Below are 26,519 nucleotides of genomic sequence, written 5' to 3'. Positions count from 1 at the left end.
TGCGTTCAGATCGAGAAAGCCGCAAGGATCTCGATCTGAGCGCACCGTCGCGAACGGCTCACGCCGAAGGCGTCAGCTTCGACACCGGGGTGATCGGCAGCCGACGCAGCGCGGCGGGTGCCTCGGCGGGCACCACCGGCTTGACGGGTGCGATCGGATCCAGCCGCCGGTAGGGCTGCCCCTGCGCCGGACGCTGGTCGGTTTCGCCCTTGTTCGGCCAAAGGGCGGCGGCGCGCTCGGCCTGCGCGGTGATCGACAGCGACGGGTTCACCCCGAGGTTCGCCGAGATCGCCGCACCGTCGGTGACGTACAACGTCGGGTAGTTGTACACCCTCTGATAGGGGTCGATGACCCCCTTCTCGATACTGTCGCCGATGGCCGCACCGCCCAGGAAGTGCGCCGTGAGCGGGATGTTGAACAGCTCACCCCAGGTGCCACCCGCCACGCCGTCGATCTTCTCGGCGATGCGCCGGGTGACCTCGTTGCCCGCCGGGATCCAGGTGGGGTTGGGCAGACCGTGGCCCTGCTTGCTGTCGAGCATGCGGTAGCCGAACCAGGTCTTGCGGGTGAATGTGGTGATCGAGTTGTCCAGATGCTGCATGACCAGTGCGATCATGGTGCGCTCACTCCAGCGGCGCGGGTTCAGCAGCCGCAGCGTCCCGCGCCGGTCGTTGCGCGCGGTCTGCACCAGCTGCTTCCAGCGCGGCACGTCGGTGCCCTCGGGTCCGGTGCCGTCGGTCATCAGGGTCTGCAGCAGACCCATCGCGTTGGAACCCTTGCCGTAGCGAACCGGTTCGACGTGCGTGTCGGCCGTCGGGTGGATCGACGAGGTGATCGCGACGCCGTGTGTCAGGTCGAGATCGTCGCCGACGGTGAGCCGCCCGGCGCCGACGATGGACTCGGAGTTGGTGCGCGTCAGCACGCCCAGCCGAGGCGACAGCTTGTCCAGCTTTCCGTGGTCGCGCATCCGGAACAGCAGCTTCTGCGTCCCGTACGTGCCCGCGGCCAGGATCAGATGGTTGGCCGTGTAGGTCTGCTTGCGGCGGCGCAGCTTGCCGCCGGTGCGCACCGTGTGCACCTCCCACACGCCGTCGGGGCGCTGCTCGAATTCCCGGACCGAGGTGAGCGGGTGCACCTGCGCGCCCGCGGACTCGGCGAGTCCCAGATAGTTCTTCAGCAGCGTGTTCTTGGCCCCGTAGCGACAACCGGTCATGCAGCCGCCGCACTCGATGCATCCGGTGCGCGCCGGGCCCGCACCGCCGAAGTACGGGTCGGGCACGGTCTTGCCGGGCGCCTTCTCGTCGTTCTCGCCAAAGAACACGCCCACCGGTGTGGGGACAAAGGTGTGTCCGACGCCCATGTCGTCGGCGACCTCCTTCATGATGCGGTCGGCATCGGTGAAGGTCGGGTTGGTGACGACGCCGAGCATGCGTTTGGCCTGGTCGTAGTGCGGCATGAGCTCGGCCTGCCAGTCGGTGATGTCCTTCCACTGCGGATCGTTGAAGAACGGCGCCGGCGGAACGTAGAGGGTGTTGGCGTAGTTGAGCGACCCGCCGCCCACGCCCGCGCCGGCCAGGATCATCACATTGCGCAACAGGTGGATGCGCTGGATGCCGTACATGCCGAACTGGGGCGCCCACAGGAATTTGCGCAGGTTCCACGAGGTCTTCGCGAAGTCCTCGTCAGCAAACCGGCGACCGGCCTCGAGCACGCCGACGCGGTAGCCCTTCTCGGTGAGTCTCAGGGCGCTGACGCTGCCGCCGAATCCCGAACCGATGATCAAGACGTCATAGTCAGGCTTCATCTCACCAGTATGAACCTACCGATGGGTAACTAGCTAGACAGGGAGGCCTAACTTGTAAAGTTCAGCCTGGCCGCCGCGGACGTCAGATCCCGTCGGCCAAATGGTGGTACACCGCGTTCCACCGCAACTCGCGCTGGAATTCGTACGGATCGGTGTCCGCGCCGATCGTGACCAGTTCCGTGCCGGTGATCATCGACAGATCCCGCAGCGCCGACAGCGGCGCGGCGGTCGACAGCACCGTGTGATGCGGTCCGCCGGCCATCAACCAGGCCTCGGTCGAGGTGGACCATGACGGTTGCGGCTCCCACACCGCACAGGCCACCGGCAGGCTGCGCAGCGGTGCGGGCGGTTCGATGACCCGCACCTCGTTGGCAACCAGCCGGAATCGCCCGCCCAGATCGCAGATGCCCAGCACCACCGCATCCCCGGGCGCTGCCGTGAACCGCATCCGGACCGGATCCTCGCGGCCGCCGATCGCCAGCGGATGTGCTTCCACGGTCGGAGTCCCGGCGGCGATGCTGGGACACACCTCGAGCATGTGCGCTCCCAGGATGGTCTCGGCTCCGCGGGTCAGGTCATAGGTGTAGTCCTCCATGAAGGACGTGCCACCGGGCAACCCACTCGACATCGTCTTGACGGCCCGGACCATGGCGGCGGTCTTCCAATCGCCCTCGGCGCCGAAGCCGTAGCCGTCGGCCATGAGCCGTTGCACGGCGATCCCGGGCAGCTGGCGCAGCCCGCCGAGATCCTCGAAGTTGGTCGTGAAGGCACCGAAGCGTCCGTCCTCGAGGAACTGCCGCAATCCGATCTCGATACGGGCGGCTTCCCGCAGTGTGTCGTGCCGGGTACCGCCGTGACACAGCTCGTCGGCGACGCGGTAGCGGTCCTGGTATTCCTCGACGAGCTTGTCGATGTCGGTATCTGCCGCGGCGTCGACGGAGGCCACCAGATCGTTGATGGAGTAGGAATTCACCGAGACGCCGAACCGCGACTCGGCCTCCACCTTGTCGCCCTCGGTGACCGCGACATCGCGCATGTTGTCACCGAACCGGGCCAGTCGAAGACCGCGCAGATCGGCCGCGGCCAGCGCCGCACGCGCCCAGGACCCGATACGCGTCGTGGTGTCGGCGTCGTCCACATGTCCGGCGATGGTGGCCCGGGACACCGCAAGCCGGGTCTGGATGTAGCCGAACTCGCGGTCACCGTGGGCCGCCTGGTTCAGGTTCATGAAGTCCATGTCGATGGTGTCCCAGGGGATCTCGACACCGAACTGGGTGTGGAAGTGCAGCAGCGGCCGGCGCAACGAGTTCAGGCCGCGGATCCACATCTTGGCCGGAGAAAAGGTGTGCATCCAGGCGATGACGCCGATGCACGCGTCGTCGGCACTGGCGTCGCTGAGCAACCGGTAGATCGAGTCGCTCTCGGTGACAACGGGTTTCCACACCACCGGCACCGGCAGGTCGGCGCTGGCGTCGAGCCGGTCGGCGATACTGCGCGACTGCTCGGCGACCTGGTCCAGGATCTCTTGGCCGTACAGCGACTGGCTGCCGGTGACGAACCAGATCTCTTGCGGTTGTGACATCAGTCTTCCTTCTGGCCGTAGACGTGCTGGTAGCGCTCGAACAGGGCGGTGACCGCCGCTGCCGGCAATTCCTCGGGACTGCCGAGCTGTCGACTGATGAACGCGGTGCGGGCGACATCTTCGAGCATGACGGCGGCCTTCACCGCCGAAGGCGCGGTCGCGCCGATGGTGAACGGGCCGTGGTTGCGCATGAGCACCGCCGCGGATCGGCTGCTGCGCAACGTTTCCACGATCCCGCGGCCGATCGAGTCATCACCGATGGCCGCGAAGGGCCCGACCGGGATCGGACCGCCGAACTCGTCGGCAATCATCGTCAACACGCACGGGATCGGCTCGCCGACCGCCGCCCAGGCGGTGGCGTACGTCGAGTGCGTGTGCACCACCCCACCGACCTCGGGCATGTGCCGGTAGACGTAGGCGTGGGCGGCGGTATCCGAGGACGGCGCCAGGTCACCGTCGACGAGTTCACCGCCCAGCGAGCAGACCACCATCTGTTCGGGTGTCATGCCGTCGTAGGAGACCCCGGATGGCTTGATCACCATGAGATCTCGGCCGGGAACCCGGGCCGAGACATTGCCCGCGGTCCAGATCACCAGCTGGTATCGGGTCAGTTCGGCGTGCAGGTCACACACCTGACGTCGCAGATCCGTGATGGTCTGCGACACGTCCGATGTCACCGTCATCGGGCGATCCTCACTTTCTCGTCCTCGGCGGCCGCCGCACGCAGTGCGCGCAGCCTGCGCATCATCGGGTTGCCGCGGCCGAACCAGTCGTGCAGGGCGACATATTCGGCGTAGAGCGCGTCGTAGCGGGACACGTTCTCGGCAATGGGCATGAACGCGTTCGCCGTTCGGCCACCCATCTGCGCCGACGCGGTCGGTACGTCCGGGTAGGAACCGGCGGCGGTGGCGGCATGGATGGCCGCGCCGAGGGCCGGCGCCTGGGCCGAGGTGACACAGGACAGCGGAAGTCCGGTGACATCGGCGTAGATCTGCATCAGCAGCCGGTTCTTCATGAGCCCGCCGGCAACCACCAGCTCGTCGACCGGGACACCGGCGCCGACGAACGTGTCGATGATCATCCGGGTGCCGAACGCGGTTGCCTCCAGCAGCGCCCGGTACTGATCGACACAGGTGGTGTCCAGTGTCTGCCCGACGATCACCCCGGACAGGTGATGATCGACGAGCACCGAACGGTTGCCGCTGTGCCAGTCCAGTGCGACCAGTCCGTGCTGGCCGATCTGCTGCTGAGCGGCCAGCGCGGAGAGGTGCTCGTGTACCGACACTCCCTGCGCGGCGGCGTCGCGCACGAACTGCTCGGGGACGTTGTTCTTGATGAACCAGGCGAAGATGTCCCCCACGCCCGACTGACCGGCCTCATAACCCCACAGCCCCACGGTGATTCCGCCGTCGACCACGCCGCACATGCCGGGGACATGCCGCGCCTCTCGACCGTTCATCACGTGACAGGTCGAGGTGCCCATGATGGCGACCAGACGGCCCGGTTCGGCGGCGTCGGCAGCGGCGACGGTGACATGCGCGTCGATGTTGCCCACCGCCACGGCAATTCCGGCGGGCAGCCCCGTCCATGCGGCGGCCTGTGCCGTCAACGTGCCTGCGGCGGCACCGAGCGCGGCGATCGGTTGTTCGATCTTGTCGGTGACGAAATCGGCAAAGTCGGGGTTCAGGGCGGTCAGGAACTCGCGAGACGGGTAGGCGCCGTCCTGCCGGATCGCCTTGTAACCGGCCGTGCTGACATTGCGGACGTACTGTCCGGTGAGCTGCCAGACGATCCAGTCGGCGCCCTCGACCCAGCGGTCGATCGCGGCGTAGATCTCGGGGTCCTCCTCCAGGATCTGCAGCCCTTTGGCGAATTCCCATTCGCTGGAGATGAATCCGCCGTAGCGCGGCAGCCAGCTCTCCCCGCGCGCTGCGGCCAGTGCGTTGATCCGGTCGGCCTGTGGTTGGGCGGCGTGATGGCGCCACAGCTTGGCATAGGCGTGCGGGCGATCCGCGAACTCGGGCATCTGGCACAGCGGGGTGCCGTCGTGACGGGCGGCCACCATGGTGCACGCGGTGAAATCGGTGCCCACGCCGATGACATCGGCCGGGTCGATGCCTGCCGCGGCGACCGCCTCGGGCACCGCATACCGCAGCACGTCCACATAGTCCGCGGGCACCTGCAGGGCGTAGTCCGGCGGCAGGCGCACCCCGCGGTCACCGGGCAGTTCCTCGGTGAGCACACCGTGGGAGTAGACGTGCTCGGCGGCAGCCAGTTCGCATCCGTCGACGACCCGGACCACCAATGCCCTGCCGGACAAGGTGCCGAAGTCGATGCCGACCACATACTTGTGCGCGCTCGACGGCGCCGCTCTGCGGTGTGTGTCCTGACTCACAAGACCGAATGTTAACGTGAACATTGCGCGACGGTCAAACATGTCCAGCGCACTTAGTGTGCTGGAACAACGCCTCTTTACGTCTTGACGCGCACTCTTGGTGATCGTTAACATGCCCGGGTGATGGACTCGTCGGCGTCGTCGGTACCAACAGGGATCGACCCGCACACCGTTGCGCGTGTCCCGGCACCGGCGGACCGATGACCGGCGGCAATAATGGAGCCGTGAGCCGCAAGCCCGTCATGTCCGACGTTGCCCGACTGGCCGGGGTGTCACACCAGACGGTGTCGCGGGTCATCAACGGTGCGGGCAGCATCCGACCGGAGACCCGGGCTCGGGTGGAACACGCGATCGCTCAACTCGGATACCGTCCGAACAGCGCGGCACGGGCGTTGGTCACGAGCCGGTCCGGCATCATCGGCATCATCGGTTCCAGCACGGCGCAATACGGGCCGTCCAGCATCCAGCGATCGGTCGAGGAATCGGCCCGCGAGGCCGGATTCTTCTCCAGTTCGGTGACGCTGGCCGCGGTGACCCGGCAGGAGATCCGCGGTGCGCTCGACCATCTCTCGCGCCTCGCGGTGGAGGCCATCGTGATGATCGCCGCACAACAGGATGCCCTCAATGTGGTCTACGGCGAGGATTTCGGGGTGCCGGTGATCGTCGTCGAGGGTGATCTCAGCGGGTCGGGAACCTCGGTCGGCATCGACCAGGTGGCCGCGGCCCGGCTGGCCACCCAACATCTGATCGACCTCGGACATCGCGAAATCGCCCATGTCAGTGGGCCGGACGGCTGGCCGGAGGCGCACGGTCGCACCCGCGGATACCTCGACGCCATGCTGGCCGCGCGGCTGTCCCCCCGCCCCGAATGGAAGGGCGACTGGAGCGCGGCGCAGGGTTATGAACTCGGCCGCGACGTGGCCGCCGACCGCACCATCACCGCGGTGTTCGCGGCCAACGATCACACCGCGATCGGGGTGCTGCACGCCCTGGCCGAGGCGGGGCGCCGAGTGCCCGACGAGGTCAGCGTCGTCGGTTTCGACGATATCCCCGAGGCGCCGTATCTTATTCCGGCGTTGACCACCATCCGGCAGGATTTCGCCGCGGTCGGTCACGAAGCCATCGCCATGGTGAAAGCCCAACTGTCCGGGACCGAGTGCTCGACCGAACTGTTGGCATCGGATCTGATCGTGCGCGCCAGCACCGCGGCTCCCGCGTGACGGCCCACGGGACCGAGTACCTGCTGAATTGCGGTGCGGTACGCGCGGTGATCACCGCTGTCGGGGCCGGCCTGCGCCAGCTGTCCGTCGACGGGCTGGCATTGACGCCGGGCTATCGCTCAGATGTGTTGCGCCCGTACTATTCCGGCGTCGTCCTGATGCCGTGGGTCAACCGGGTCCGCGACGGGGTGTGGACCCACGACGGACAACGACAGCAGCTGGCAGTGACCGAACCCGAGCGCGGCCACGCCCTGCACGGGTTGTTGTGCTTCACCCCGTATCAGCCGCTGGAGCACAGTCGGGAAGCGGTGACACTGGCCGCACAGGTCTTTCCGCAGCACGGGTATCCGTTCCGATTGGACACCGAGGTGCGCTACGCGGTTGTCGACGGCGGCCTGCACGTCACCCACACGGTGACCAATGCCGGCGACATCGTCGCTCCGGTCGGATTCGGCGCGCACCCGTTCTTGTGCATCGGTGATGTCGCGACCGAGGACCTGACGCTGTCGGTGGCCGCCGACACCCATATCGATGTCGATGATCGACTCGTCCCGGTCGGGACCACCGATGTGCAGGGCAGTCGTTGGGATTTGCGGACCGGGTGCCGGATCGCCGATCTGGACCTCGACGACTCATGGACGGATCTGCACATCGTCGACGGCGGGAGTACCCACCGACTGCGCGCACCGGATGGCCGCACCGTGTCGCTGTGGGCCGATGAGCAGTTCGGGTACCTGCACGTGTTCATCACGCGGCGCTACCGGACGCAGGCCGGATTCACGACGGCGGTCGCCGTCGAGCCGATGACCGCGCCCGCCGATGCCCTCAACAGCGGCGCGGGAGTGCGCTGGCTCGAGCCCTGGTCGACGTGGTCGGCGTCGTGGACGGTCCGCCACGGCTGAGTCAGCAGATGCGCCGCGCCGCGCCACTGGGGGTGGCGTGTAGGAAGTCGGGGGTGGGCAGGCCGCGATCCTCGGCGGCCCGGCGCACCGCTTCCATCGTGACGCCGACCCGGTCGGCCCTGATCAGAGCCAGCGCCGACCCGCCGAATCCGCCCCCGATCATCCGCGCGCCGAACGCTCCGGCACCCAGCGCCGCGTCCACGGCGCAGTCCAATTCGGCCGAACTGACCACCAGGTCGTCACGCAGCGAGGCATGTGAGGCGCTGAGATGCGGCCCGATGGCGGCGATGTCGCCCGCGCGCAGTGCCGCGGCGACCGCCGCCACCCGCCGGTTCTCGGTGAGCACGTGGCGTAGCGCGCCCCGCATCGTCGGGTCGTCGGTGTCGACACAGTTGAGCACCGCGTCGACATCGTCGTTGTCGTACAGCGCCTTGCGGCCGATGCGTGCACACATCCGTTCCACCCGGGACCGCCGCAGTCCGTAGCCGCCGTCGACCAGGCGGTGCGGGGCGTTGGTGTTGATCACCAGCAGGGCCAATCCGGCCGCGGCGCAATCCATCCGCAGGTGCTCGACGGAGAATGTGCTGCAGTCCAACAGCATCACGTGCCCGGCACGGGCCCGCAGCGCGACGGACTGATCCATACCGCCGGTGGCCGCGCCCACCACGATGTTCTCGGCGGTGATGCAGTCCCGCGCCAGCGTACGACGGCCGGCGTCGTCGGTGGCCGCACCGACCAATTCGGCGATGGCCAGTGCCACAGCGGTTTCCAGTGCGGCCGAACTGGACAGGCCGGCCCCCGGCGGCACCGATGAGTGCACGGCGATGTCCAGGCCGGGCATCGCGGCGATGGTGTCGTGGTAGGTCATGGCCCACGGCACGCCGGCGACATAGCCCGGCCAGCCCGTCGGGTTCCGTGGCCCGATATCGGAACCCCGTCCCTCCCAGACGTCGTCGTGTCCGGAGGACACCAGACGCAACTCGTCGCGATGGTGCACCCGGACCGCGACCGCGGTGGCATACGGCAACGCGAACGGCATCGTCGGCGCACCGATGTAGTCGACATGCTCACCGATCAGGTTGACTCGCCCCGGAGCGATCCACACGCCGTCGGGCGCACCACCGAACCGGTCTGCGAACAGGTCGTCGGCCTGCTCGCAGAGGTGTTCGGCGGTTATCGGTCGCACCATCCGCACGGGCGCTCTGGTGGTGGCCCTCACGGTTGTACCGATCCGTCGGTCCGGCTCACGCGACCTCCCGCAGCCGGTCGGCGATCCGTTCCGGGGTGGTGTCGTTGACCCACGCCCCCATCGCGGATTCCGATCCGGCCAGATACTTCATCCGGCCCGGAGAACGCATCAGCGAGAACAGTTGCAGGTGCAGCCGCCCGTACGGGCGGTCGGCCCCCAGCGGCGCCTGGTGCCAGGCCGCGATGTAGGGCGTCTGGTCGACGCCGTCGAAGAATCGGTCCACCCTCTGCAGCAACTGCAGGTACACCGCGGCCAGTTCCACCCGTTCGGCCCCGCTGAGCGCGCAGAAGTCGGGGACGTCGCGGTGCGGCATCAGGTGGATCTCCAACGGCCACCGGGCCGCGGCCGGCACGAACGCCGTCCAGTGCTCACCGGCGACCAGGACCCGCCGACCCGATCGTCGCTCGGCGGCCAGCACATCGGCGAACAGGTCGGCTCCGGTCGCCGCGGCATGCCTGCGTGCCTGCGCAACGAGCGCCCGGGTGCGGGGCGGCTGGAAGGGATAGGCGTATATCTGACCGTGCGGGTGGGTCAGCGTCACCCCGATCTCGCGGCCCCGGTTCTCGAAGCAAAAGACCTGCTGCACACCGGGTGTCGCCGAGAGTTCGGCGGTGCGGTCGGCCCACGCCTCGATGACGGTGCGCACCCGCCGGTGCGACAGGTCGGCGAAACTGGCGTTCGGGTCACTGGTGAAGCACACCACCTCACAACCCCCTCGGCCCGGCGCCTGCGGCCACAACGGTTCCCCGTCGATCACCGGCGCGGTCGCCACGGCACGTGGGGACAACGCCGGGAAACGGTTTTCGAACACCACGACGTCGTAGTCGGCGGCGGGGATCTCGGTGGCCGCCGATCCCGGCCTGGTCGGCGCCAACGGGGAGGCATCACGTGCGGGCAGGAATGTCCGATCCATCCGTTGCGCGGCGATGGTGACCCATTCCCCGGTGAGCACGTCGTAGCGCAACTGCGCCGCAGACGTGGCGGTCTCGAGGTGTCGGGTGTCGGTCAGTCCCCCGCTTCGCCGGATCCGGCCGTCGACGTCGACCTCGTCGAAGTAGATGAGGCGTCGGCCGTCGGACAGCGTCGTGACGGTCTTGCTCACCGTGCCCGCGATGGTCGCCGGCACGCGTTACCGCCCGCCCCGGCGCTTGTTGTAGATGTCGAAGCCGACCGCTGCCAGCAGCACGAGGCCCTTGATGACCTGCTGCACATCGCTGCCGATGCCCAGGATCGACATGCCGTTGTTGAGCACGCCGAGCACCAGACCACCGATGATGGCTCCGAACACGGTGCCCACCCCGCCGCTGGAGGATGCGCCGCCGATGAATGCGGCGGCAATCGCCTCGAGCTCGAAGTTGATACCGGCCTGCGGGGTGGCCGAGTTCAGCCGCGCGGCGAACAGCAACCCCGCGACCGCGGCCAGCATCCCCATGTTGACGAACACCAGCAGGGTCACCCGCTTGTTGCGCACCCCGGAAAGGCTTGCGGCCGCGGCATTGCCACCCACGGCGTAGACCTGGCGGCCGAACACCGTGTTGCGCATCAGGAAGGCGTAGATCAGTGTCAGGACGACCAGGATGATGCCGACGATCGGGACGCCGCGGTAGCTGGCCAGCAGCAGGGTCACCGCGGCGAGGGCGGCGACGATGCCTGCGCATTTGGCGATGAACAACGCCGTGCCGGACACCTCCTGGCCGTACTGCAGTTGCGCGCGGCGACGTCGGATCTGCATGACGACGGCGGCGATGACGGCGATACCGCCGAGGATCACCGTCGGCCAGTGATAGAGCGCGGCATTGCCGAGCTCGGGCAGGAACCCGCTGCTGATCTGCTCCAGGCCGCGCGGCATCGGTGCAATGGATTGGCCTTCGAGCACGTACTGGGTGGCGCCGCGGAACACCAGCATGCCGCCGAGGGTCACGATGAACGACGGGATACCGACGTAGGCGATCCAGAAGCCCTGCCAGGCACCGATGAGCGCGCCCATGGCGATGCACAGCACGGTGGCCAGCAGCCACGGCATGTCGCTGCGCACCATCAGCACGCCGGCCATCGCACCGGTGAACGCCGCGACCGAGCCCACCGACAGGTCGATGTGCCCGTTGATGATGACGATGACCATCCCGATCGCGAGGACGAGGATGTAGCCGTTCTGCTGGATGATGTTGGTGACGTTGAGCGGTTTGAGCACGATGCCGTTGGTCCAGATCTCGAACAGCAACAGGATCGCGAGAAGCGCCACCACCATCCCGGATTGGCGCACGTGCGCCATCAGGAATCGGGTCACCGCATTGCCGCCACCTCCGGGCGGTGGGACGTCCGGCCGCAACGGTGCGGGTTGTTTCGCGGTGATGGTCACGCTGAGCCTTTCATCATGTGGTGCATCAAGATTTCCTGGGTTGCGTCGGCGCGCGGCACCTCACCGGTCACCCGGCCCTGGCTGAGGGTGTAGATCCGGTCGCACAGGCCCAGGAGTTCGGGCAGTTCCGAGGAGATGATCAGGACGGCCTTGCCGCGCGCGGCGAGTTCGTTGATCAGCACGTAGATCTCGTGTTTGGCCCCGACGTCGATACCGCGGGTCGGCTCGTCGAGGATCAGCACATCGGGGTCGGTGAACAGCCACTTGCTGAGCACCACCTTCTGTTGATTGCCGCCGGAGAGCTTGCCGGTGGCGGTCTGTACCGACCCGGCCTTGATGCGCATCGAAGTCCGGAACTGTTCGCCGACACGCGTTTCCTCGTGATGGTCGATGACGGACCGTCGGCTGACCTTGCCGAGTGAGGCCAGGCTGATGCTGGTGGCGATGCTGTCCATGAGGTTCAGCCCGAGTGTCTTTCGGTCCTCGGTGGCGTAGGCGATGCCGTTGTCGATGGCGCGTGGCACGGTGCTGGTGTCGATCTCGCGGTCGCCCTTGAAGACCTTGCCGCTCTCGTATCTCCCGTAGGATCGTCCGAACACACTCATCGCGAGTTCGGTGCGACCCGCGCCCATCAGGCCGGCGATACCGACGATCTCGCCTGCCCGCACATCGAGCGTGACATCGTCGACGACCTTGCGCTGCTGGTCGATCGGATGCCGCACGGTCCAATTGGCCACCGAGAACACCACATCGCCGATTCCGCCGGTTTCGCGCGCCGGGAACCGGTCGGTCAGGTCACGGCCCACCATCGCCCGCACGATCGCATCCTCGGTGAGCGTCTCGTCGACGGGCACGGTGCCGATGGTGCGACCGTCGCGCAGCGTCGTCACGCTGTCGGCCACCTGCAGCACCTCGTTGAGCTTGTGCGAGATGATGATCGAGGTGATGCCGTGCTCGCGGAGCCCGACGATCAACTCCAGCAGGTGCCGGCTGTCCGAATCGTTAAGTGCCGCCGTCGGTTCGTCGAGGATGAGCAGCCGGACGTCCTTGGACAGTGCCTTGGCGATCTCGACGAGTTGCTGCTTGCCGACGCCGATGTCGGAGACCCGGGTCTGCGGGCTCTCCTGCAGACCGACCCGGTCCATCAGCACCTGCGCCTGCTCCATGGTCTTGTGCCAGCTGAGCACGCCGCGGCGAGCAATCTCGTTGCCCAGGAACATGTTCTCGGCGATGGACAGATACGGCACCAAGGCCAGTTCCTGGTGGATGATGGCGATTCCGCAGCGCTCACTGGATCGGATGTCGCGGAACGCACAGGGCGCACCGTCGAACAGGATCTCCCCGCCATAGCTGCCGTGCGGGTAGACCCCGCTGAGCACCTTCATCAGGGTGGACTTGCCTGCGCCGTTCTCGCCGCAGATCGCGTGGATGGTTCCGGCCGCGACCGTCAGATCGACCTCGGAAAGTGCCTTCACGCCGGGGAATTCCTTGCTGATCCCCCGCATCTCCAGCAGTGGCGTACCGGTCACTGCAACTGATCCGGGGTGTAGAAGCCCGAGTCGATCAGCACCTGCTGGTAGTTGGTCTTGTCGACGCTGACCGGCTCCAGCAGGTAGGCCGGCACCACCTTGTCACCGTTGTCGTAGGTCTCGGTGTCGTTGACCTCCGGGGTGCCGCCGGTCAGCACCGCGTCGGAAACTCCGACGGCCGCCTCGGCGAGCTTGCGGGTGTCCTTGAAGACGGTCTGGGTCTGCTCGCCGGCGATGATCGACTGCACGGAGGCCACTTCGGCGTCCTGGCCGGTGACGATGGGCAACGGCTTGGCCGCGTTGCCGTAACCGGCGCTCTTGAGCGCCGAGATCACGCCGCGCGAGATGCCGTCATAGGGCGACAGGACGGCGTCAAGCCGAGCGGTGGTGTACGCCTGGCTGAGCAGATTGTCGGTGCGCGACTGCGCCAGTCCACCGTCCCAGCGCAGGGTTGCCACCTGATCGAAGGTGGTCTGGCCGCTGGGGACGACCAGCTTGCCGCTGTCCAGATAGGGCGTCAGCACGCTCATCGCGCCGTCGTAGAAGAAGGTCGCATTGTTGTCATCGGGCGAACCGGCGAAGATCTCGATGTTGAACGGACCGGCCCCACCGGCGACGCCGAGCTTGTCGACGATGTACTGCGCCTGCAGCACACCGACTTCGAAGTTGTCGAAGGTCGCGTAGTAGTCGACGTTGGGGGTGCCCTTGATCAGGCGGTCGTAACTGATCACGGGGATGTCGGCATCTGCGGCGCGCTGCAGGATGTTGGTCAGCGACGAGCCGTCGATCGGCGCGACCACCAGAAGCTGGACACCCTTGGTGATCATGTTCTCGATCTGGGAGACCTGGTTCTGGACCACATCGTCGCCGTACTGCAGATCGGTCTGGTAACCCAGTGCCTGGAACTGGTCGACCATGTTCTGGCCGTCGCCGACCCAGCGTTCGGAGGATTTGGTGGGCATGGCGATGCCGATGGTGCCCTTCTCCTGCTCACCGCCACTCGCGGTGTCCGTGGACCGCCCGCAACCCACCAGGGCGAGGGCGGCGGCCATCATCAGCGCGATCCACCAGGACAGCTTTCGCATCGATTCCTCCTTGACCATTGACTTCCGATGCGGGTCGAACCGCATTCGTCATGCGCCACATCCGACGGCCCGGGTGCACTCCGCCGAGCTACGAATGTGAACGTTAACAACCAAGGTAAGAGTATGTGAGCCACTTCACTGGTTGTCAATGGCCGCGCGACCGATCACAGGAAGTCAGCAGTACAGCGCGTTATCGACGGGCCTCGCGGCCATGCCGATCACCAACCCAAGCACACCGCAGCCACCGGTCGATGTGAGCTTTAACATCGACCGGCGCAAGGCATGGCGCACCGGCTCAGCCGTCGACCGTCAGACCGACCTTCTGGAATTCCTTGAGATCGCAGTAGCCGGCCTTGGCCATCGAGCGGCGCAATCCCCCGACCAGATTCAGCGAGCCGAACGGATCGTCGGAGGGTCCGCTGAGCACCTGCGACAGCGCCGGGCGGTCGCCCAGGCCGACCTGCAGCAGGGCACCGCGCGGCAGCGACGGGCGGTCGCCCAGGCCGACCTGCAGCAGGGCACCGCGCGGCAGCGACGGGTGCGCGGCCGCCGACGGCCAGAACCAGCCGCCTCCTTGGGCCTCGTCGGCAACCGCCAGAGGGGTGCCGAGCACGACGGCGTCGGCGCCGCAGGCGATGGCCTTGGCCAGGTCACCGGAGGTGTGGATGTCACCGTCGGCCAGCACGTGCACGTAGCGCCCGCCGGTCTCGTCGAGGTATTCGCGTCGGGCCGCGGCGGCGTCGGCGATGGCGGTGGCCATCGGGACGCTGATACCGAGCACCTCATCGGAGGTCGTCACCCCGGAGGTGGAGCCGTAACCGACGATGACGCCGGCCGCACCGGTGCGCATCAGGTGCAGCGCGGTGCGGTGATCGAGCACACCGCCGGCGACCACCGGCACGTCGAGCTCGGAGATGAACGTCTTCAGGTTGAGCGGTTCCCCGTCATTGGCGACGCGCTCGGCGGAGATGATGGTGCCCTGGATGACCAGCAGGTCGATCCCCGCGGTCACCAGCGCCGGCGTCAGCGCCGCGGCGTTCTGCGGGCTGACCCGCACCGCGGTCGTCACGCCCGCCTCACGGATGCGCGCGACCGCGGCACCGAGCAGCTCGGGATCCAGCGGCGCGGCATGCAGTTGCTGCAGCAACCGGATGGCGGCCGACTCGTCCTCGGAGTTCTTGGCCACGTCGATGACCTGGGCCACCTTGTCCTCGACATCGGCGTGCCTGCCGATCAGACCCTCACCGTTGAGCACGCCGAGGCCGCCGAGGCGGCCCATCTCGATGGCGAACTCGACCGACACCAGCGCATCGGTGGGGTGTGCCACCACCGGGATCTCGAACCGGTAGGCATCGAGCTGCCAGGCGGTCGACACGTCCTTGGACGAGCGGGTGCGCCGGGACGGGACGATGTTGATGTCGTCGAGCTCGTAGGTGCGGCGGGCGGTTCTGCCCATGCCGATCTCAACCATGTCACGCATGTAAGGGCCCCTCAGTTCTTGGCGAAATCGACGTTCTGGCGAGATCTAGTCGCATGTGCGCGCCGAAATGTTCATTTCGGCGATCAGCGCGCGTAGTAGTTCGGCGCTTCGACGGTCATGGTGATGTCGTGCGGGTGGCTTTCCTTCAGGCCGGCCGCGGTGATCTGCACGAACTGCGCCTGCTGCAGATGCTCGATGGTGTCGGATCCGGTGTAGCCCATGGCCGCCCGCAATCCACCGGTCAGCTGATGGATGACGGTGCCCAGCGGCCCGCGGAACGGCACGCGGCCCTCGATGCCCTCGGGCACCAGCTTGTCCTCGGAGAGCACATCGTCCTGGAAGTAACGGTCCTTGGAGAAGGACTTGGCCGCACCCCGGCCCTGCATGGCACCCAGCGATCCCATCCCGCGGTAGCTCTTGAACTGCTTGCCGTTGACGAAGATCAGCTCACCGGGTGATTCGGCGGTACCGGCCAGCAACGAGCCGAGCATCGCCGTCGAGGCGCCGGCGGCCAGCGCCTTGGCGATATCGCCCGAGTACTGCAGGCCGCCGTCCGCGATGACCGGCACACCCTTGCGTGAGCAGGCCGCCACCGCTTCCAGGATCGCGGTGATCTGCGGGGCGCCCACACCGGCCACCACGCGCGTGGTGCAGATGGAGCCGGGGCCCACGCCGACCTTGACGGCATCGGCGCCGGCATCGCACAGCGCGGCGGCCGCGGCGCGGGTGGCGACATTGCCGCCGACGACGTCGACCGTCTCACCCACGGTGGCCTTGAGGCGGCTGACCATGTCGAGCACCAGGCGGTTGTGCGCGTGCGCGGTGTCGACGATCAGCACGTCGACCCCGGCATCGACCAAGGTCATGGCGCGGGTCCAGGCGTCGTCGCCGATACCGACGGCGGCGCCGACCAGCAGCCGGCCGTCGCTGTCCTTGGTGGACAGCGGGAACTGCTCGGTCTTGACGAAGTCCTTGACGGTGATCAGCCCGGTCAGCTTGCCGTTGCCGTCCACGATCGGCAGCTTCTCGATCTTGTGGCGACGCAGCAGCCCCAGTGCGGCCTCGGCCGACACCCCGGCCTGGGCGGTGATCAGCGGCGCCTTGGTCATCACCTCGGAAACGGGCTTGGACTGGTCGACCTCGAAGCGCATATCGCGGTTGGTGATGATCCCGACGAGTGCGCCCTCGCCATCGACGACGGGCAGGCCCGAGATGCGGAACCGCGCGCACATGGCGTCGACCTCGGCCAGCGTGTTGTCCGGTGAGCAGGTCACCGGATCGGTCACCATGCCGGCCTCGGAACGCTTGACCGTCTCGACCTGGCCGGCCTGTTCGGCGATCGACAGGTTGCGGTGCAGCACACCCATGCCGCCGGCGCGGGCCATGGCGATGGCCATCCGGGATTCGGTGACGGTGTCCATCGCCGAGCTGACCAGCGGCACCCGCAGCCGGATGCGCTTGGTGAGCTGGCTGGAGGTGTCGACATTGGCCGGCACCACGTCCGACGCGGCCGGCAGCAGCAGCACATCGTCGAAGGTCAGGCCCAGCATCGCGATCTTGGTCGGATCGTCGCCGCCGGTGGGCACCGGTAGGGCGAGCGGGACGCTGCTTTCAGCGATCGACATGGGTGGAGCCTCCACTAGCAAAAAGTCGTGAATCCAAGACCTCATCCTATCGGCACTGACCTGGACGCTCGCCGCCACGCTGCGGGTGCGCGGCCCGCGTCGACGCCGTCGCGGCGCGCCGCGCAACCGGTGGCGTGAAGCCAGCATGGCTGCGTAGGCTAGATCCGTGCGTGATGACCTCCCGCCGGGCCTGCCGCCTGACCCGTTCGCCGATGACCCGTCCGATCCCTCGGCGGCTCTCGATGCGATTGAGCCCGGTCTGCCACTCGATCCGCAGGAGCGCAGCGCCGTCGAGGCGGACCTGGCCGATCTGGCGGTGTACGAGGCACTGTTGGCGCACCGAGGTATTCGTGGCCTCGTCGTCTGCTGCGACGAATGCCAGCAGGACCACTACCACGACTGGGACATGCTGCGCGCCAACCTGCTGCAGCTGCTCGTCGACGGCACCGTCCGCCCGCACGAGCCGGCCTACGATCCCGAGCCCGACGCCTACGTCACCTGGGATTACTGCCGCGGCTATGCCGATGCGTCGCTCAACGAGGCGACCTCGGAACCCGACGGCTACCGCTGAGTTCGGACTATTCCTCGTCGCCGGCGGCCGCGGGCACCGTGGTGGTCGTGACGACCGTCGGCGCCGCCTCCTCGACAGCTGATTCCGGCGATCCCGTCGGCTCGATCACCGGTTCGGTCGCCACCGGCGCCTGAGTCTGCACCGGCTCCTCCTCGGCGACCGGTTCCTCGACCACGCTCGGCGCCACCGTCGTGGTGGTCGTCGTCGGCGCCGCAGTGGTCGTCGCAGCGGTGGTGGTGGGTGCCGTGGTCGTGGGTGCCGCGGTCGTGGTCGGCACCGTGCTGGTGGCCGACGTGGGCGGCGGCGTCGAGGCGGATGTCGGCGCCGCGGAACTGGTGGGCGCCGCGCTCGTGGGTTGCGTACTCGTCGGCTCCGCGCTGGTGGAGCTCTGCGGACCGGTCGAGGTCGGCGCCGTCGGTGACGTCTCGGTCGGCGAGGTCGACGGTGAGGTTTCCGTGGAGGTCGGCGCGCCGGAGGTCGCGGACACCTCGGGACCGGGTGTCGTGGTGACCGTGACGCTCTCCTCGATCACCGGGATCGGCAGCAGCGTCAGCGGCGAGGGCGGAAGCACCGGCAGCGGCTCGCCCACGGGCGGCAGGGTCGCGGTGGCATCCTGCTCGACGACCTTGTAGGTCAACGCATTCCACTGTTCGATCAGGTCTTGCTTCTGTTCCACGGGGCCGACGCTCTGCACCGTCGCCGACAGCGCGGCGAGCTTGTCCTGGGCCTGATCCCACTGCCCCTGCTCGACGAGCTGCTGCACCTGCGCGAGCTCGGTCTGGGCGGCGAGCACCACGGCGTCATCGCGAGTGGCGCGCTCTTCACCGAAGATCATCGTGCGGATTCCGTACAGACCATCGCCCGGGCCGGCCGCGAAGACGGCGGTGCCGAAGCCGCCGAGGCACAGCACCGCGGCGGCGGCAGAACCCACCACCGCCAGACCCATCCGGTTGCGTCGACCGGGTCGGTTGGTGGCATCGACCAGCGCGGCCGTGGCCTGCGACGGTGTGACGACATGATCCATCGGGACCTGTCGGACGTCATCGCGCCAGCCGGACAGCAGCGCGGCGAGCTCGGCATCACCGCGGTCGGTGGAGTACACCGGCTGCTCACCGGCCAGCGCATCCAGGAACCGGTCGGCCCGGTTGATGTCATTGAGGGAGGGGTCACCGCCGTTGGCGGTCCAGCGACCGAAATCAGGCATATTGTTCCCCTCCTCCCGTGATCTCCGATTTGAGTTTGGCCAGGGCGCGGTGCTGGGCGACCCGCACTGCCCCCGGTGTGGAACCGACCGCTTCGGCGGTCTCTTCGGCGCTCATCCCGACCACCACGCGCAGGATCAGGATCTCGCGCTGTTTGTCCGGCAGGATCGCCAGCAGCTTCTCCATCCGCGCCGAGGCATCGGCGTCGATGGCCAGCTGTTCCGGGCCGGCCTCGCCGGACAACCGCTCGGGCACGTTGTCGGTGGGCTCGGCGCGGTTGCGTGCCGAGGCCCGGTGGGCATCGGCGAGCTTGTGCGCAGCAATGCCGTACACAAAGGCCAGGAACGGTCGCCCCTGATCTCTGTAACGCGGCAACGCCGTGATGGCGGCCAAGCACACCTCCTGCGCAATGTCGTCTGCGGACAGACCACTCCGTTCAGCTGACCCGATCCGGGCCCGGCAATACCGGACGATGATCGGGCGGATGGTCTCCAAGACCACCCGAAGAGCGTCCCTGTCCCCCGCCACAGCCTCAGCGACGACAGCATCGAGACGTTCTCCCGAAATGGTCATCGTGGGTGATCTCTCCAGCGTTACGGATGGGACGCAGCCGGGCGGGTGCGCCAAACAAACATTAACGATCGCAACAGGGTGAAACGCTTCAGCGACGCGACCACACGCCGCCTCTGCGTCGCACTGTATCGGCGGCTTCGTCGCGAGCGGCCCTGACGGCAGCGCCCGGATGTGCCGCGCTGCCGATGTCGGCGAGCAGGCAGGCCAGCGCCCAATGCAGCGGGACCAGCCCTGACTCTGCGGTGGCGGTGAAGGCGGCGTCGGCGACCCGGCGCGACCGGTCCAGGTCACCGGCACAGCACAGCGCCGCGGCCAAGACCACCTGTGATTTGGCACAGTGCCGCACCGACCCGAGCGTGTCGGCCGACGCGACGGCGCGCTCGGCGTGTGTCAGCGCCGCCGCACCGTCGCCTCCCGCCATGGCCAGTTCGGCCGATACCCAGTGCAGGCGGACGGCCCCGCGGCCGGTGTCGGAGACGTCCGCCGCGACGGACAGCAGCCGCGCCGACATGGCCAGCCTGCCGACGCCCAGGGCATCGGCGGCCAGCCCGACGAGCGCGTCGGCGCGCGCGTGCGGATCGGTGCCCGCCTCGGCGAGTGCCCGACCGTCCCAGCCCGCCGCGGCGCGGTGGCCGCCGAGTTGGCGCAGGAACGAGGCGCGGGTGCTGTGGGCCAGCGAGACGAGCGGGCCGCTGGATCGGTCCCGGGTCATCACGTCGAGCTCGGACAGCGCCACCGCGTAGTGGCCCTGCCCGCCGGCGGCCACGGCGCGCAGCCACCGATCGCGTGGGTCGACCACCGTCGGCAACGGCCAGACCTGCGGGTTGGCGCCGAACGCCGCCGCGGTCAGGGTGGCCGTCGGGTCGGTGGTCGATTGGTCCATCGCCCTGCGACGCTATCAACGCGGGGCAATGTCGCAGAAAACGTGACCAATTCGACCATGGTTAACAATTGATGGTCATCACGTTACGGGCAGGTCAACCGGCCGCGCTTCGCAAAATGGATCGAACCTGTGCGAACAGGGGAAACGCCGCGCCGGGCGACGCACGACCCAACGTGGAAGCACTGCGGGGATTGCCCGCAGGTGAACATGATGAACGTGAAGTAAATTCGTGGCCTGCTGCGATGCCATTTCGCGCCGATCTCGACTATTGACGATTTTTCGGTAGCGCTTCTACCTTGTGTGCACGAGTAGTCATCGGCGACACGGCTCGGTTCAGTTCCGCGACTCACGCACTCACGCGATTCGCGAAATGAGTGTGAAGAGAGGGGTTTTCAAATGCCACAGCCGCAGCAACTGCCCGGACCCAACGCCGATATCTGGGATTGGCAAATGCAGGGACATTGCCGGGGTGTCGATTCCTCGGTGTTCTTCCACCCCGACGGTGAGCGTGGCCGCGCCCGTGCCCAGCGCGAGATGCGCGCCAAGGAACTGTGCCGGGTCTGCCCGGTGATCGCCCAGTGCCGGTCCCATGCGCTGGCCGTCGGCGAACCCTATGGCATCTGGGGCGGGCTGTCCGAGTCCGAACGCGAACTGCTGCTCAAGCGCGGGATGCGGCGCAGCGCCTAGCTTTGCCCGGCCGGATCTACCTGATTTCAGCCTCGTGGCGGCCCGGCCCACCAAACTGAAGCCACGCACGTCTCGGCGGGCCGATCACCTACCTGAGTTCAGCCTCGTAGCGACCCGACCCACCAAACTGAAGCCACGCACATCTCGGCGGGCCGATCACCTACCTGAGTTCAGCCTCGTAGCGGCCCGGCCCACCAAACTGAAGCCACGCACATCTCGGCGGGCCGATCACCTAGCCAGCTTCAGCCTCGTGGCGGCCCGGCCCACGATCCTGAAGCCACGCACATGGGGGCGCCCGAACCGTCAGCCCAGCCGGATATCGGGCACCCGCTCGCGCACCCCGTCGATGGTGGCGCCCAGCGTCGTCGACAACTGCCAGGCGACCTCGCGCACCCGCGCGCCGATCAGATCCTCGCGCTCGGGGGTCATCCTCACTTCCGGCACCGACGCGCCGATGGCACCGACCACGCGCTGGGTGTGATCGAAAACCGGTGCGGCGACGGCACTTATCCCCATCGTGCGTTGTCCGCGCGACCGCGCGTAGCCGCGTGACCGGGCCGCGCGGAGCTCCCGTTCCACCTCGACGGCATCGACGGTCGTGCGCGAGGTCAGTGAGTCGATCTCGGCGGCCAACTGGGCCGGCCATTCCGCCTCGGGCAGCGCGCACAGGATCGCCTTGCCCGGCCCGCCGTAGACCAGCCTGATGGGCACCCCGATGTCGGTGTAGGTGCGGCGCAGTTCCTGGTGACTCTCGACCTGGGCGGCGACGATGCGCTGACCCGTCGCCAACAACTCGTGCAGACCAATCGTCTCGTCGAACTCGTCGCGCAGATCGGTCATGAATGGCAGCGCCGCCTCGCGCAGACTGCGTGGCATCGCACCGGAATTGGCCAGTTGCAACAACAGTGGGCCCAATCCGTACCGCTTGGTGCCGGTCTGGCGGACCAGGTGGTTGTCCTGCATGGCGGCCAGCAACCGGTGCACGGTGCTGGTCGACAGCCCGGTCGTCCGGGACAGCTCGCTGATGCCCAACTCGGGTTTGCGCCCGTCGAAACAGCGCAGGATCGCCACCGCACGGTCGATCGACTGCACGCCATTGCGCCGCGGCGACTCGCCGGACTCCGAAGCCTTCTCCACCCCGTCCACGCCTGTCATCTTCTCCCCTCACTTGGCCGAATCGGCAGTGGGTCGGGCACGCGTCGAGTGACGCGCATTGCACCACGGTCTTGACGTGATGCCGCTCACTGCCTAACCTTTCCGTATCGCGTGAAGCATATCCCACAATGCGGAAAAGCACGAACCATCGGAAGGAACACATGCGATCCCTCACCGGTTTCCGGGTCCTCGATCTGACGAGGTTTCTCTCGGGCCCCTATTGCACGATGGTGCTGGCCGAACTCGGCGCAGACGTCATCAAGATCGAACAGCCCGGCACGGGTGACGACTCCCGTCGGATGGCCCCCAAGATCCACGGCGAGAGCTACCCGTTCGCGATGCCGAATCGCAGCAAGCGTTCGGTGGCGCTGGATCTGAAGTCACCGCGCGGCAAGGAACTGTTCCTCGAAATGGTCGCCGGGGCGGACCTGGTCGTCGAGAACTTCCGCCCGGGCGTCACCAAGCGACTCGGCATCGACTACGACTCCGTGCGCGCCATCCGCCAGGACATCCTGTACTGCTCCATCAGCGGGTTCGGCCAGACCGGGCCGTACCGCGACCGGCCCGGATTCGACATCATGGCCCAGGGCCTGGGCGGCTTCCTGCGAATGACCGGCCAGCCCGACGGCAAGCCCACCAAGGTCGGCATCGCCATCAACGACATCGCCGCCGGGGCGACGGCCATCTACTCGATCCTGGCCGCCGAACTGCACCGCCGCCAGACCGGCGACGGCCAGTACATCGACATCAGCCTGCTCGACGCCGGATTGGCCTGGACCGTCTGGGAATCCGGCGCCTACTTCGGCAGCGGCGAGCAGCCGGCACAGACCGGGACGCGGCACCGGCGGTCGACTCCGTATCAGGCCTACCGGACCGCTGATGGCTACGTCACGATCGGCGCGAACACCGAACGGTTGTGGCTGCGCCTGATCAACGATGTCCTCAAACGCCCCGATTGGGCCGACGATGCGCGCTTCATCGACTTGGATGCACGTATGGCCCACATCGACGAACTCGAGATCGAGATCGAGGCCATCACCACCACGCTGCCCACCAACGACTGGGTGGATCGTCTCGACGTCGCCGGTGTTCCCGGTGGCCCCGTGCTGACTTATCAAGAGACACTTGATGATCCGCACGTCCGGGCACGCGGCATGATCGCCGAGGTTCAGCACCCCATCATCGGCCCGATGAAGACCATCGCCCCGCCGACCCGGTTCTCCGATCTCGAGTTCGACGTGCGCTCCCCGGCGCCGTGGCTCGGTCAGCACACCGCGTCGGTACTCGCCGAGCTCGGTGTCGACGCCGACGAGATCGACCGCCTGTTCACCGAAGGAATCCTTTTCGACGCGCACGCCGAACTCCAGGAAGGACACAAATGAGCGACCACATTCTCCTCGAGCGCGATGAGGCGATCGCGACGGTCAGCCTCAACAAGCCCGACACCCACAATGCGATCAGCCTGCAGATGTACCGCCGGCTGCCGGAGGTCTTCGCCGAGCTGGACTCCGATCCCGCGGTGAAGGTGGTCGTCCTGCGTGGGGCGGGCACCAAGAGCTTCGCCTCCGGTGCCGATATCAGCGAGTTCGAAGAGGTGCGCGGCAACGCCACCGCGGCCAAGGCCTACAACGAGGACGTCGCCGCCGCCGAACACGCCCTGGAGGGATTCTCCAAACCGCTCATCGCGATGGTGCACGGATACTGCATCGGCGGAGGCTGCGGTCTGGCGCTGGCATGCGATATCCGCTTCGCCGACGAGCGGTCGCGGTTCGGGATCACGCCGGCCAAGCTCGGCCTGGTCTACAGCCTGGAGTCGACCAAGCGCCTGATCGACACCGTCGGTCCGTCGCGCGCCAAGTGGATCCTGTTCTCCGGGCAGCATGTTCATGCCGAGGATGCGCTGCGCCTGGGCATGATCGACGAACTGATCCCCGGTGACGACCTGGAGAAGCACACCTACGAGTTCGCCCGGCTGGTCACCACGCGGGCGCAGTTCAGCGTCCGGTCCTCCAAGCGGATCGTCAACCTGGCGCTCGGCGGGCAGACCACCGACGACGAAGTCACCATCGACATCCGCAACTCCTCCTTCGACACCGACGACTACGCCGAGGGCGTGCGGTCGTTCCTGGAGAAGCGTCCGCCGAGGTTCACCTGGTCATGACAACCATCGATCCCGGACGCAGACTGACCGATCCCGTCGAGGCAGCCCAGTACGCCGCCTCGGTCGCCGAGCCGGCCTTCGAGCGCTACTTCCTGATCCCCTTTCTCGGGCTGTCCATCGACTACCTCGACGAGGACAAGTCGTGCACGGTCCGCCTGCCGTTCGCCGCACATCTCTGCAACGCCGGCGGCGGCATCCATGGCGGGATCCTCACCACCGTGCTCGACATCTCGATGGGCCACGCCTGCAACAGGTATCTGTCGGCCGGCGCCACCATCGAGATGTCGATGCGCTTCATGCGGCCCGTGCGCACCGACAGTGTGTGCACCGGACGCATCGTGCACGGCGGCCGCCGGGTCGTCCAACTCGAATCCAAGCTGTACGACGATTCCGGACGCCTGGCCGCGCTGGCCACCGGCTCCTGGTTCCGTCACGACGCATCCTGAAACCCCCTGCATTACATCAGCTCTCGCAGACTCAACGAGGAGAACACCATGCGACTGAGAATCGCTCTGGCCGCGGTCGCGTCCGCCGTCGCGCTCGTGGTGCCGGCCTGTGGCGGTGGCGCCACCAACACCGGTTCCGCCGAGGACTATCCGTCCGAGACACTGGACTGGACCATCGCGTTCGGCCCCGGCGGCGGTAACGACCTGATGGCGCGCAAGCTCGTCCAGATCATCCAGGAAGGCGGCATGTACCCCGCCGACATCGCGGTCGAGAACCGTGAAGGCGGCAGCGGGGCCACCGGCTGGGGCTACCTGCTGTCACAGAGGGGCAATCCCTACAACGTGTCGACCACGTCCGGATCGTTCCTGACCACCCCGCTGCAGGCCGATCCGGGCTGGACCTACGCCAGCTTCACCCACGTCGGACTGCTGGCCACCGATGACGCCCTGCTGTTGGTCAACGGCGGCAGCGGCATCGAAACCTACGAGGACTGGGTGTCCTTCGCCAAGAACAAGGGCACCGTCGTGGTCGGCGGAATCGGCACCGTCAACGTCGATTTCATCCTCAGCTCGCTGATCGCCGAGCACGCCGGGTATGAGCTCGAATACGTACCCTACAACGAGGAGGGCCAGGTTCAGACCTCGCTGCTCTCGGGTGCCATCGACGCCATGATCTCCAACCCGGGCTCCATTTTGGGTCAGGTCGAGTCCGGCGACATGCAACCGGTGCTGTTCACCGGTAACGAGCGGCTGCCCGCGCTGCCGGATGTGCCCACCGGCGCCGAGAAGGGTATGGAGGATCTGCCGTCCATGCCGCGTGGGCTGATCCTGCCGCCCGAGGTTCCCGATTACGCCAAGGACTGGTGGATCAACACCATGAAACAGGTTGTGGAAACCGAACAATGGCAGGCCTTCCTGGCCGACAACTACCTCACCGAGGACGTGAAGTGGGGCGAGGACTTCACCACGTACCTGGAGGAGACGACCGCGGAGTTCGAGCAGACGCTCAAGGAACAGGGGGCGCTGTGACCACCGCATCCCACGCGGCGACTCCCGAGCCGATGCCCATGGTCAACGTCGGCGCCGAGACCTCGGAGGCGCGGGCCAAGCGCGAGGTGAACTGGCCGAAACTGGCCTTCCTGGGCCTGATCCTGTTGGGCTTCGCCTTCTACACCGAGCAGGCGATGGGCATGGAGTGGCGGACCCAGGCCGGCCGGATCGGTCCCGGATTCTTCCCCCGCATCCTGGGCGCCACCGCGATGGTGGTCACCGTCATCGCCCTGATCAGCGAGTACCTGACCAGGTCCGAAGCCAAGACGCTCGATGCGGTCGAGTCCGCGGAGGAAGCCGCCGAGCCCGATCTCGGCCGGCATCCGCTGGCCCTGATCGCGTTCGTCATCGCCGCGGCCATTTTCGTCGGCCTGTTCGGTGTCCTCGGCGCGGCCCTGTCGGGAGTGCTGTTTCTGGCCGCGACGCTGTGGTTCCTCGATTCCGGGCATCGCATGCGCGCGCTCATCATCGCGGTGGCCGTCCCCGTGCTGCTGTATCTCGCCTTCGAGACCGGCCTCAATGTCGGCCTGCCGCAAGGCATCCTACCGAAGTTCTAGGAAC

24 protein-coding genes are annotated in these 26,519 nt (G+C 67.4%); 9 read left to right on the top strand and 15 right to left on the bottom strand.

Annotation, left to right across the window (positions count from 1 at the left end):
• Positions 1-58: 58 nt before the first annotated feature.
• From ACWDUN_RS20195 to araB, 4 genes are all read right to left on the bottom strand, one after another.
• Positions 59-1,804, bottom strand: a complete 1,746-nt coding sequence (locus tag ACWDUN_RS20195; protein ID WP_449931787.1) for a GMC oxidoreductase — start codon at positions 1,802-1,804, stop codon at positions 59-61.
• Positions 1,805-1,886: 82 nt separating this feature from the next.
• A complete protein-coding gene (araA, locus tag ACWDUN_RS20190; protein ID WP_449931786.1) occupies positions 1,887-3,386 on the bottom strand; it encodes an L-arabinose isomerase in 1,500 nt (499 codons plus the stop codon).
• Entirely contained in the window at positions 3,386-4,069 is a 684-nt protein-coding gene (locus ACWDUN_RS20185) for an L-ribulose-5-phosphate 4-epimerase (protein WP_449931784.1), read from the bottom strand. The genes araA and ACWDUN_RS20185 overlap by 1 nt, the downstream gene beginning before the upstream one ends.
• Positions 4,066-5,781, bottom strand: coding sequence for a ribulokinase (araB, locus tag ACWDUN_RS20180; protein WP_449931782.1), 1,716 nt, complete (start codon positions 5,779-5,781; stop codon positions 4,066-4,068). The genes ACWDUN_RS20185 and araB overlap by 4 nt, the downstream gene beginning before the upstream one ends.
• 224 nt (positions 5,782-6,005) lie before the next feature.
• Here araB and ACWDUN_RS20175 point away from each other — a divergent pair, with 224 nt between their 5' ends.
• Together ACWDUN_RS20175 and ACWDUN_RS20170 are read left to right on the top strand one after the other, a co-directional pair.
• Entirely contained in the window at positions 6,006-7,001 is a 996-nt protein-coding gene (locus tag ACWDUN_RS20175) for a LacI family DNA-binding transcriptional regulator (RefSeq protein WP_449931780.1), read from the top strand.
• On the top strand, positions 6,998-7,903 hold the full coding sequence (locus ACWDUN_RS20170) for an aldose 1-epimerase family protein (protein WP_449931778.1): 906 nt from the start codon (positions 6,998-7,000) through the stop codon (positions 7,901-7,903). The genes ACWDUN_RS20175 and ACWDUN_RS20170 overlap by 4 nt, the downstream gene beginning before the upstream one ends.
• 1 nt (position 7,904) lies before the next feature.
• On the opposite strand, the gene ACWDUN_RS20165 is transcribed toward ACWDUN_RS20170, so the two are convergent.
• The 7 genes from ACWDUN_RS20165 to guaB all read right to left on the bottom strand — a co-directional run bounded on the left by ACWDUN_RS20165 (position 7,905) and on the right by guaB (position 17,230).
• Positions 7,905-9,092, bottom strand: a complete 1,188-nt coding sequence (locus ACWDUN_RS20165) for a galactokinase (protein WP_449931776.1) — start codon at positions 9,090-9,092, stop codon at positions 7,905-7,907.
• Between the two features lie 55 nt (positions 9,093-9,147).
• Complete coding sequence (gene galT, locus ACWDUN_RS20160; RefSeq protein ID WP_449931774.1) at positions 9,148-10,254, bottom strand: galactose-1-phosphate uridylyltransferase; 1,107 nt, start codon at positions 10,252-10,254, stop codon at positions 9,148-9,150.
• Between the two features lie 27 nt (positions 10,255-10,281).
• On the bottom strand, positions 10,282-11,511 hold the full coding sequence (gene mmsB / locus ACWDUN_RS20155; RefSeq protein ID WP_449931772.1) for a multiple monosaccharide ABC transporter permease: 1,230 nt from the start codon (positions 11,509-11,511) through the stop codon (positions 10,282-10,284).
• A complete protein-coding gene (gene mmsA / locus ACWDUN_RS20150) occupies positions 11,508-13,016 on the bottom strand; it encodes a multiple monosaccharide ABC transporter ATP-binding protein (RefSeq protein ID WP_449931856.1) in 1,509 nt (502 codons plus the stop codon). The genes mmsB and mmsA overlap by 4 nt, the downstream gene beginning before the upstream one ends.
• A 20-nt stretch (positions 13,017-13,036) precedes the next feature.
• A complete protein-coding gene (chvE, locus tag ACWDUN_RS20145) occupies positions 13,037-14,125 on the bottom strand; it encodes a multiple monosaccharide ABC transporter substrate-binding protein (RefSeq protein ID WP_449931770.1) in 1,089 nt (362 codons plus the stop codon).
• A gap of 295 nt (positions 14,126-14,420) precedes the next feature.
• Positions 14,421-15,596, bottom strand: coding sequence for a GuaB3 family IMP dehydrogenase-related protein (locus ACWDUN_RS20140; protein ID WP_449931855.1), 1,176 nt, complete (start codon positions 15,594-15,596; stop codon positions 14,421-14,423).
• Positions 15,597-15,688: 92 nt separating this feature from the next.
• Complete coding sequence (gene guaB, locus ACWDUN_RS20135) at positions 15,689-17,230, bottom strand: IMP dehydrogenase (RefSeq protein ID WP_449931768.1); 1,542 nt, start codon at positions 17,228-17,230, stop codon at positions 15,689-15,691.
• A gap of 166 nt (positions 17,231-17,396) precedes the next feature.
• On the opposite strand from guaB, the gene ACWDUN_RS20130 reads away from it, so the two are divergent.
• The gene (locus ACWDUN_RS20130; RefSeq protein WP_447712477.1) at positions 17,397-17,801 is read left to right on the top strand and encodes a DUF5319 domain-containing protein; all 405 of its coding nucleotides are present in this window, start codon (positions 17,397-17,399) and stop codon (positions 17,799-17,801) included.
• 7 nt (positions 17,802-17,808) lie between these two features.
• On the opposite strand, the gene ACWDUN_RS20125 is transcribed toward ACWDUN_RS20130, so the two are convergent.
• The 3 genes from ACWDUN_RS20125 to ACWDUN_RS20115 all read right to left on the bottom strand — a co-directional run bounded on the left by ACWDUN_RS20125 (position 17,809) and on the right by ACWDUN_RS20115 (position 20,459).
• Complete coding sequence (locus ACWDUN_RS20125) at positions 17,809-19,005, bottom strand: anti-sigma-D factor RsdA (RefSeq protein ID WP_449931766.1); 1,197 nt, start codon at positions 19,003-19,005, stop codon at positions 17,809-17,811.
• Positions 18,998-19,576, bottom strand: coding sequence for a sigma-70 family RNA polymerase sigma factor (locus ACWDUN_RS20120; protein ID WP_449931764.1), 579 nt, complete (start codon positions 19,574-19,576; stop codon positions 18,998-19,000). The genes ACWDUN_RS20125 and ACWDUN_RS20120 overlap by 8 nt, the downstream gene beginning before the upstream one ends.
• An 88-nt stretch (positions 19,577-19,664) precedes the next feature.
• A complete protein-coding gene (locus ACWDUN_RS20115) occupies positions 19,665-20,459 on the bottom strand; it encodes a hypothetical protein (protein ID WP_449931762.1) in 795 nt (264 codons plus the stop codon).
• 396 nt (positions 20,460-20,855) lie between these two features.
• Between ACWDUN_RS20115 and ACWDUN_RS20110 the strand changes: the two genes are divergently transcribed.
• Positions 20,856-21,146 carry a WhiB family transcriptional regulator gene (locus tag ACWDUN_RS20110; RefSeq protein WP_449931760.1) on the top strand — a complete coding sequence of 97 codons (291 nt, stop codon included), beginning with the start codon at positions 20,856-20,858 and terminating at the stop codon, positions 21,144-21,146.
• A gap of 303 nt (positions 21,147-21,449) precedes the next feature.
• On the opposite strand, the gene ACWDUN_RS20105 is transcribed toward ACWDUN_RS20110, so the two are convergent.
• Positions 21,450-22,301 carry an IclR family transcriptional regulator gene (locus ACWDUN_RS20105; RefSeq protein ID WP_449931758.1) on the bottom strand — a complete coding sequence of 284 codons (852 nt, stop codon included), beginning with the start codon at positions 22,299-22,301 and terminating at the stop codon, positions 21,450-21,452.
• 161 nt (positions 22,302-22,462) lie between these two features.
• On the opposite strand from ACWDUN_RS20105, the gene ACWDUN_RS20100 reads away from it, so the two are divergent.
• Genes ACWDUN_RS20100 through ACWDUN_RS20080 form a run of 5 tightly spaced genes read left to right on the top strand, consistent with a single transcriptional unit; the run spans position 22,463 to position 26,515 of the window.
• Positions 22,463-23,683, top strand: a complete 1,221-nt coding sequence (locus tag ACWDUN_RS20100) for a CaiB/BaiF CoA transferase family protein (RefSeq protein ID WP_449931756.1) — start codon at positions 22,463-22,465, stop codon at positions 23,681-23,683.
• Positions 23,680-24,462 (top strand): enoyl-CoA hydratase-related protein, encoded by a 783-nt coding sequence (locus ACWDUN_RS20095; RefSeq protein ID WP_449931754.1) that lies wholly within the window; start codon positions 23,680-23,682, stop codon positions 24,460-24,462. The genes ACWDUN_RS20100 and ACWDUN_RS20095 overlap by 4 nt, the downstream gene beginning before the upstream one ends.
• The gene (locus tag ACWDUN_RS20090) at positions 24,459-24,908 is read left to right on the top strand and encodes a PaaI family thioesterase (RefSeq protein ID WP_449931752.1); all 450 of its coding nucleotides are present in this window, start codon (positions 24,459-24,461) and stop codon (positions 24,906-24,908) included. Before ACWDUN_RS20095 ends, ACWDUN_RS20090 begins: the two co-directional genes overlap by 4 nt.
• Positions 24,909-24,956: 48 nt before the next feature.
• Complete coding sequence (locus tag ACWDUN_RS20085) at positions 24,957-25,937, top strand: tripartite tricarboxylate transporter substrate binding protein (protein ID WP_449931750.1); 981 nt, start codon at positions 24,957-24,959, stop codon at positions 25,935-25,937.
• A complete protein-coding gene (locus ACWDUN_RS20080; protein WP_449931748.1) occupies positions 25,934-26,515 on the top strand; it encodes a tripartite tricarboxylate transporter TctB family protein in 582 nt (193 codons plus the stop codon). The genes ACWDUN_RS20085 and ACWDUN_RS20080 overlap by 4 nt, the downstream gene beginning before the upstream one ends.
• Positions 26,516-26,519 lie beyond the last annotated feature (4 nt).

Source organism: Mycobacterium sp. NPDC003323, assembly GCF_053589535.1.
The sequence above is the reverse complement of the archived record's forward strand: the minus strand, read 5'-3'. Positions and strand labels throughout refer to the sequence as shown.

Excerpts from the sequence above, each read along its gene's own strand:
- ACWDUN_RS20195 (WP_449931787.1), bottom strand. The coding sequence starts at position 1,804 with ATGAAGCCTGACTATGACGTCTTGATCATCGGTTCGGGATTCGGCGGC.
- araA (WP_449931786.1), bottom strand. The coding sequence starts at position 3,386 with ATGTCACAACCGCAAGAGATCTGGTTCGTCACCGGCAGCCAGTCGCTG.
- ACWDUN_RS20185 (WP_449931784.1), bottom strand. The coding sequence starts at position 4,069 with ATGACGGTGACATCGGACGTGTCGCAGACCATCACGGATCTGCGACGT.
- ACWDUN_RS20165 (WP_449931776.1), bottom strand. The coding sequence starts at position 9,092 with ATGGTGCGACCGATAACCGCCGAACACCTCTGCGAGCAGGCCGACGAC.
- mmsA (WP_449931856.1), bottom strand. The coding sequence starts at position 13,016 with ATGCGGGGGATCAGCAAGGAATTCCCCGGCGTGAAGGCACTTTCCGAG.
- chvE (WP_449931770.1), bottom strand. The coding sequence starts at position 14,125 with ATGCGAAAGCTGTCCTGGTGGATCGCGCTGATGATGGCCGCCGCCCTC.
- ACWDUN_RS20140 (WP_449931855.1), bottom strand. The coding sequence starts at position 15,596 with ATGGTTGAGATCGGCATGGGCAGAACCGCCCGCCGCACCTACGAGCTC.
- guaB (WP_449931768.1), bottom strand. The coding sequence starts at position 17,230 with ATGTCGATCGCTGAAAGCAGCGTCCCGCTCGCCCTACCGGTGCCCACC.
- ACWDUN_RS20125 (WP_449931766.1), bottom strand. The coding sequence starts at position 19,005 with ATGCCTGATTTCGGTCGCTGGACCGCCAACGGCGGTGACCCCTCCCTC.
- ACWDUN_RS20120 (WP_449931764.1), bottom strand. The coding sequence starts at position 19,576 with ATGACCATTTCGGGAGAACGTCTCGATGCTGTCGTCGCTGAGGCTGTG.
- ACWDUN_RS20115 (WP_449931762.1), bottom strand. The coding sequence starts at position 20,459 with ATGGACCAATCGACCACCGACCCGACGGCCACCCTGACCGCGGCGGCG.
- ACWDUN_RS20110 (WP_449931760.1), top strand. The coding sequence starts at position 20,856 with ATGCCACAGCCGCAGCAACTGCCCGGACCCAACGCCGATATCTGGGAT.
- ACWDUN_RS20105 (WP_449931758.1), bottom strand. The coding sequence starts at position 22,301 with ATGACAGGCGTGGACGGGGTGGAGAAGGCTTCGGAGTCCGGCGAGTCG.
- ACWDUN_RS20100 (WP_449931756.1), top strand. The coding sequence starts at position 22,463 with ATGCGATCCCTCACCGGTTTCCGGGTCCTCGATCTGACGAGGTTTCTC.
- ACWDUN_RS20095 (WP_449931754.1), top strand. The coding sequence starts at position 23,680 with ATGAGCGACCACATTCTCCTCGAGCGCGATGAGGCGATCGCGACGGTC.
- ACWDUN_RS20090 (WP_449931752.1), top strand. The coding sequence starts at position 24,459 with ATGACAACCATCGATCCCGGACGCAGACTGACCGATCCCGTCGAGGCA.
- ACWDUN_RS20085 (WP_449931750.1), top strand. The coding sequence starts at position 24,957 with ATGCGACTGAGAATCGCTCTGGCCGCGGTCGCGTCCGCCGTCGCGCTC.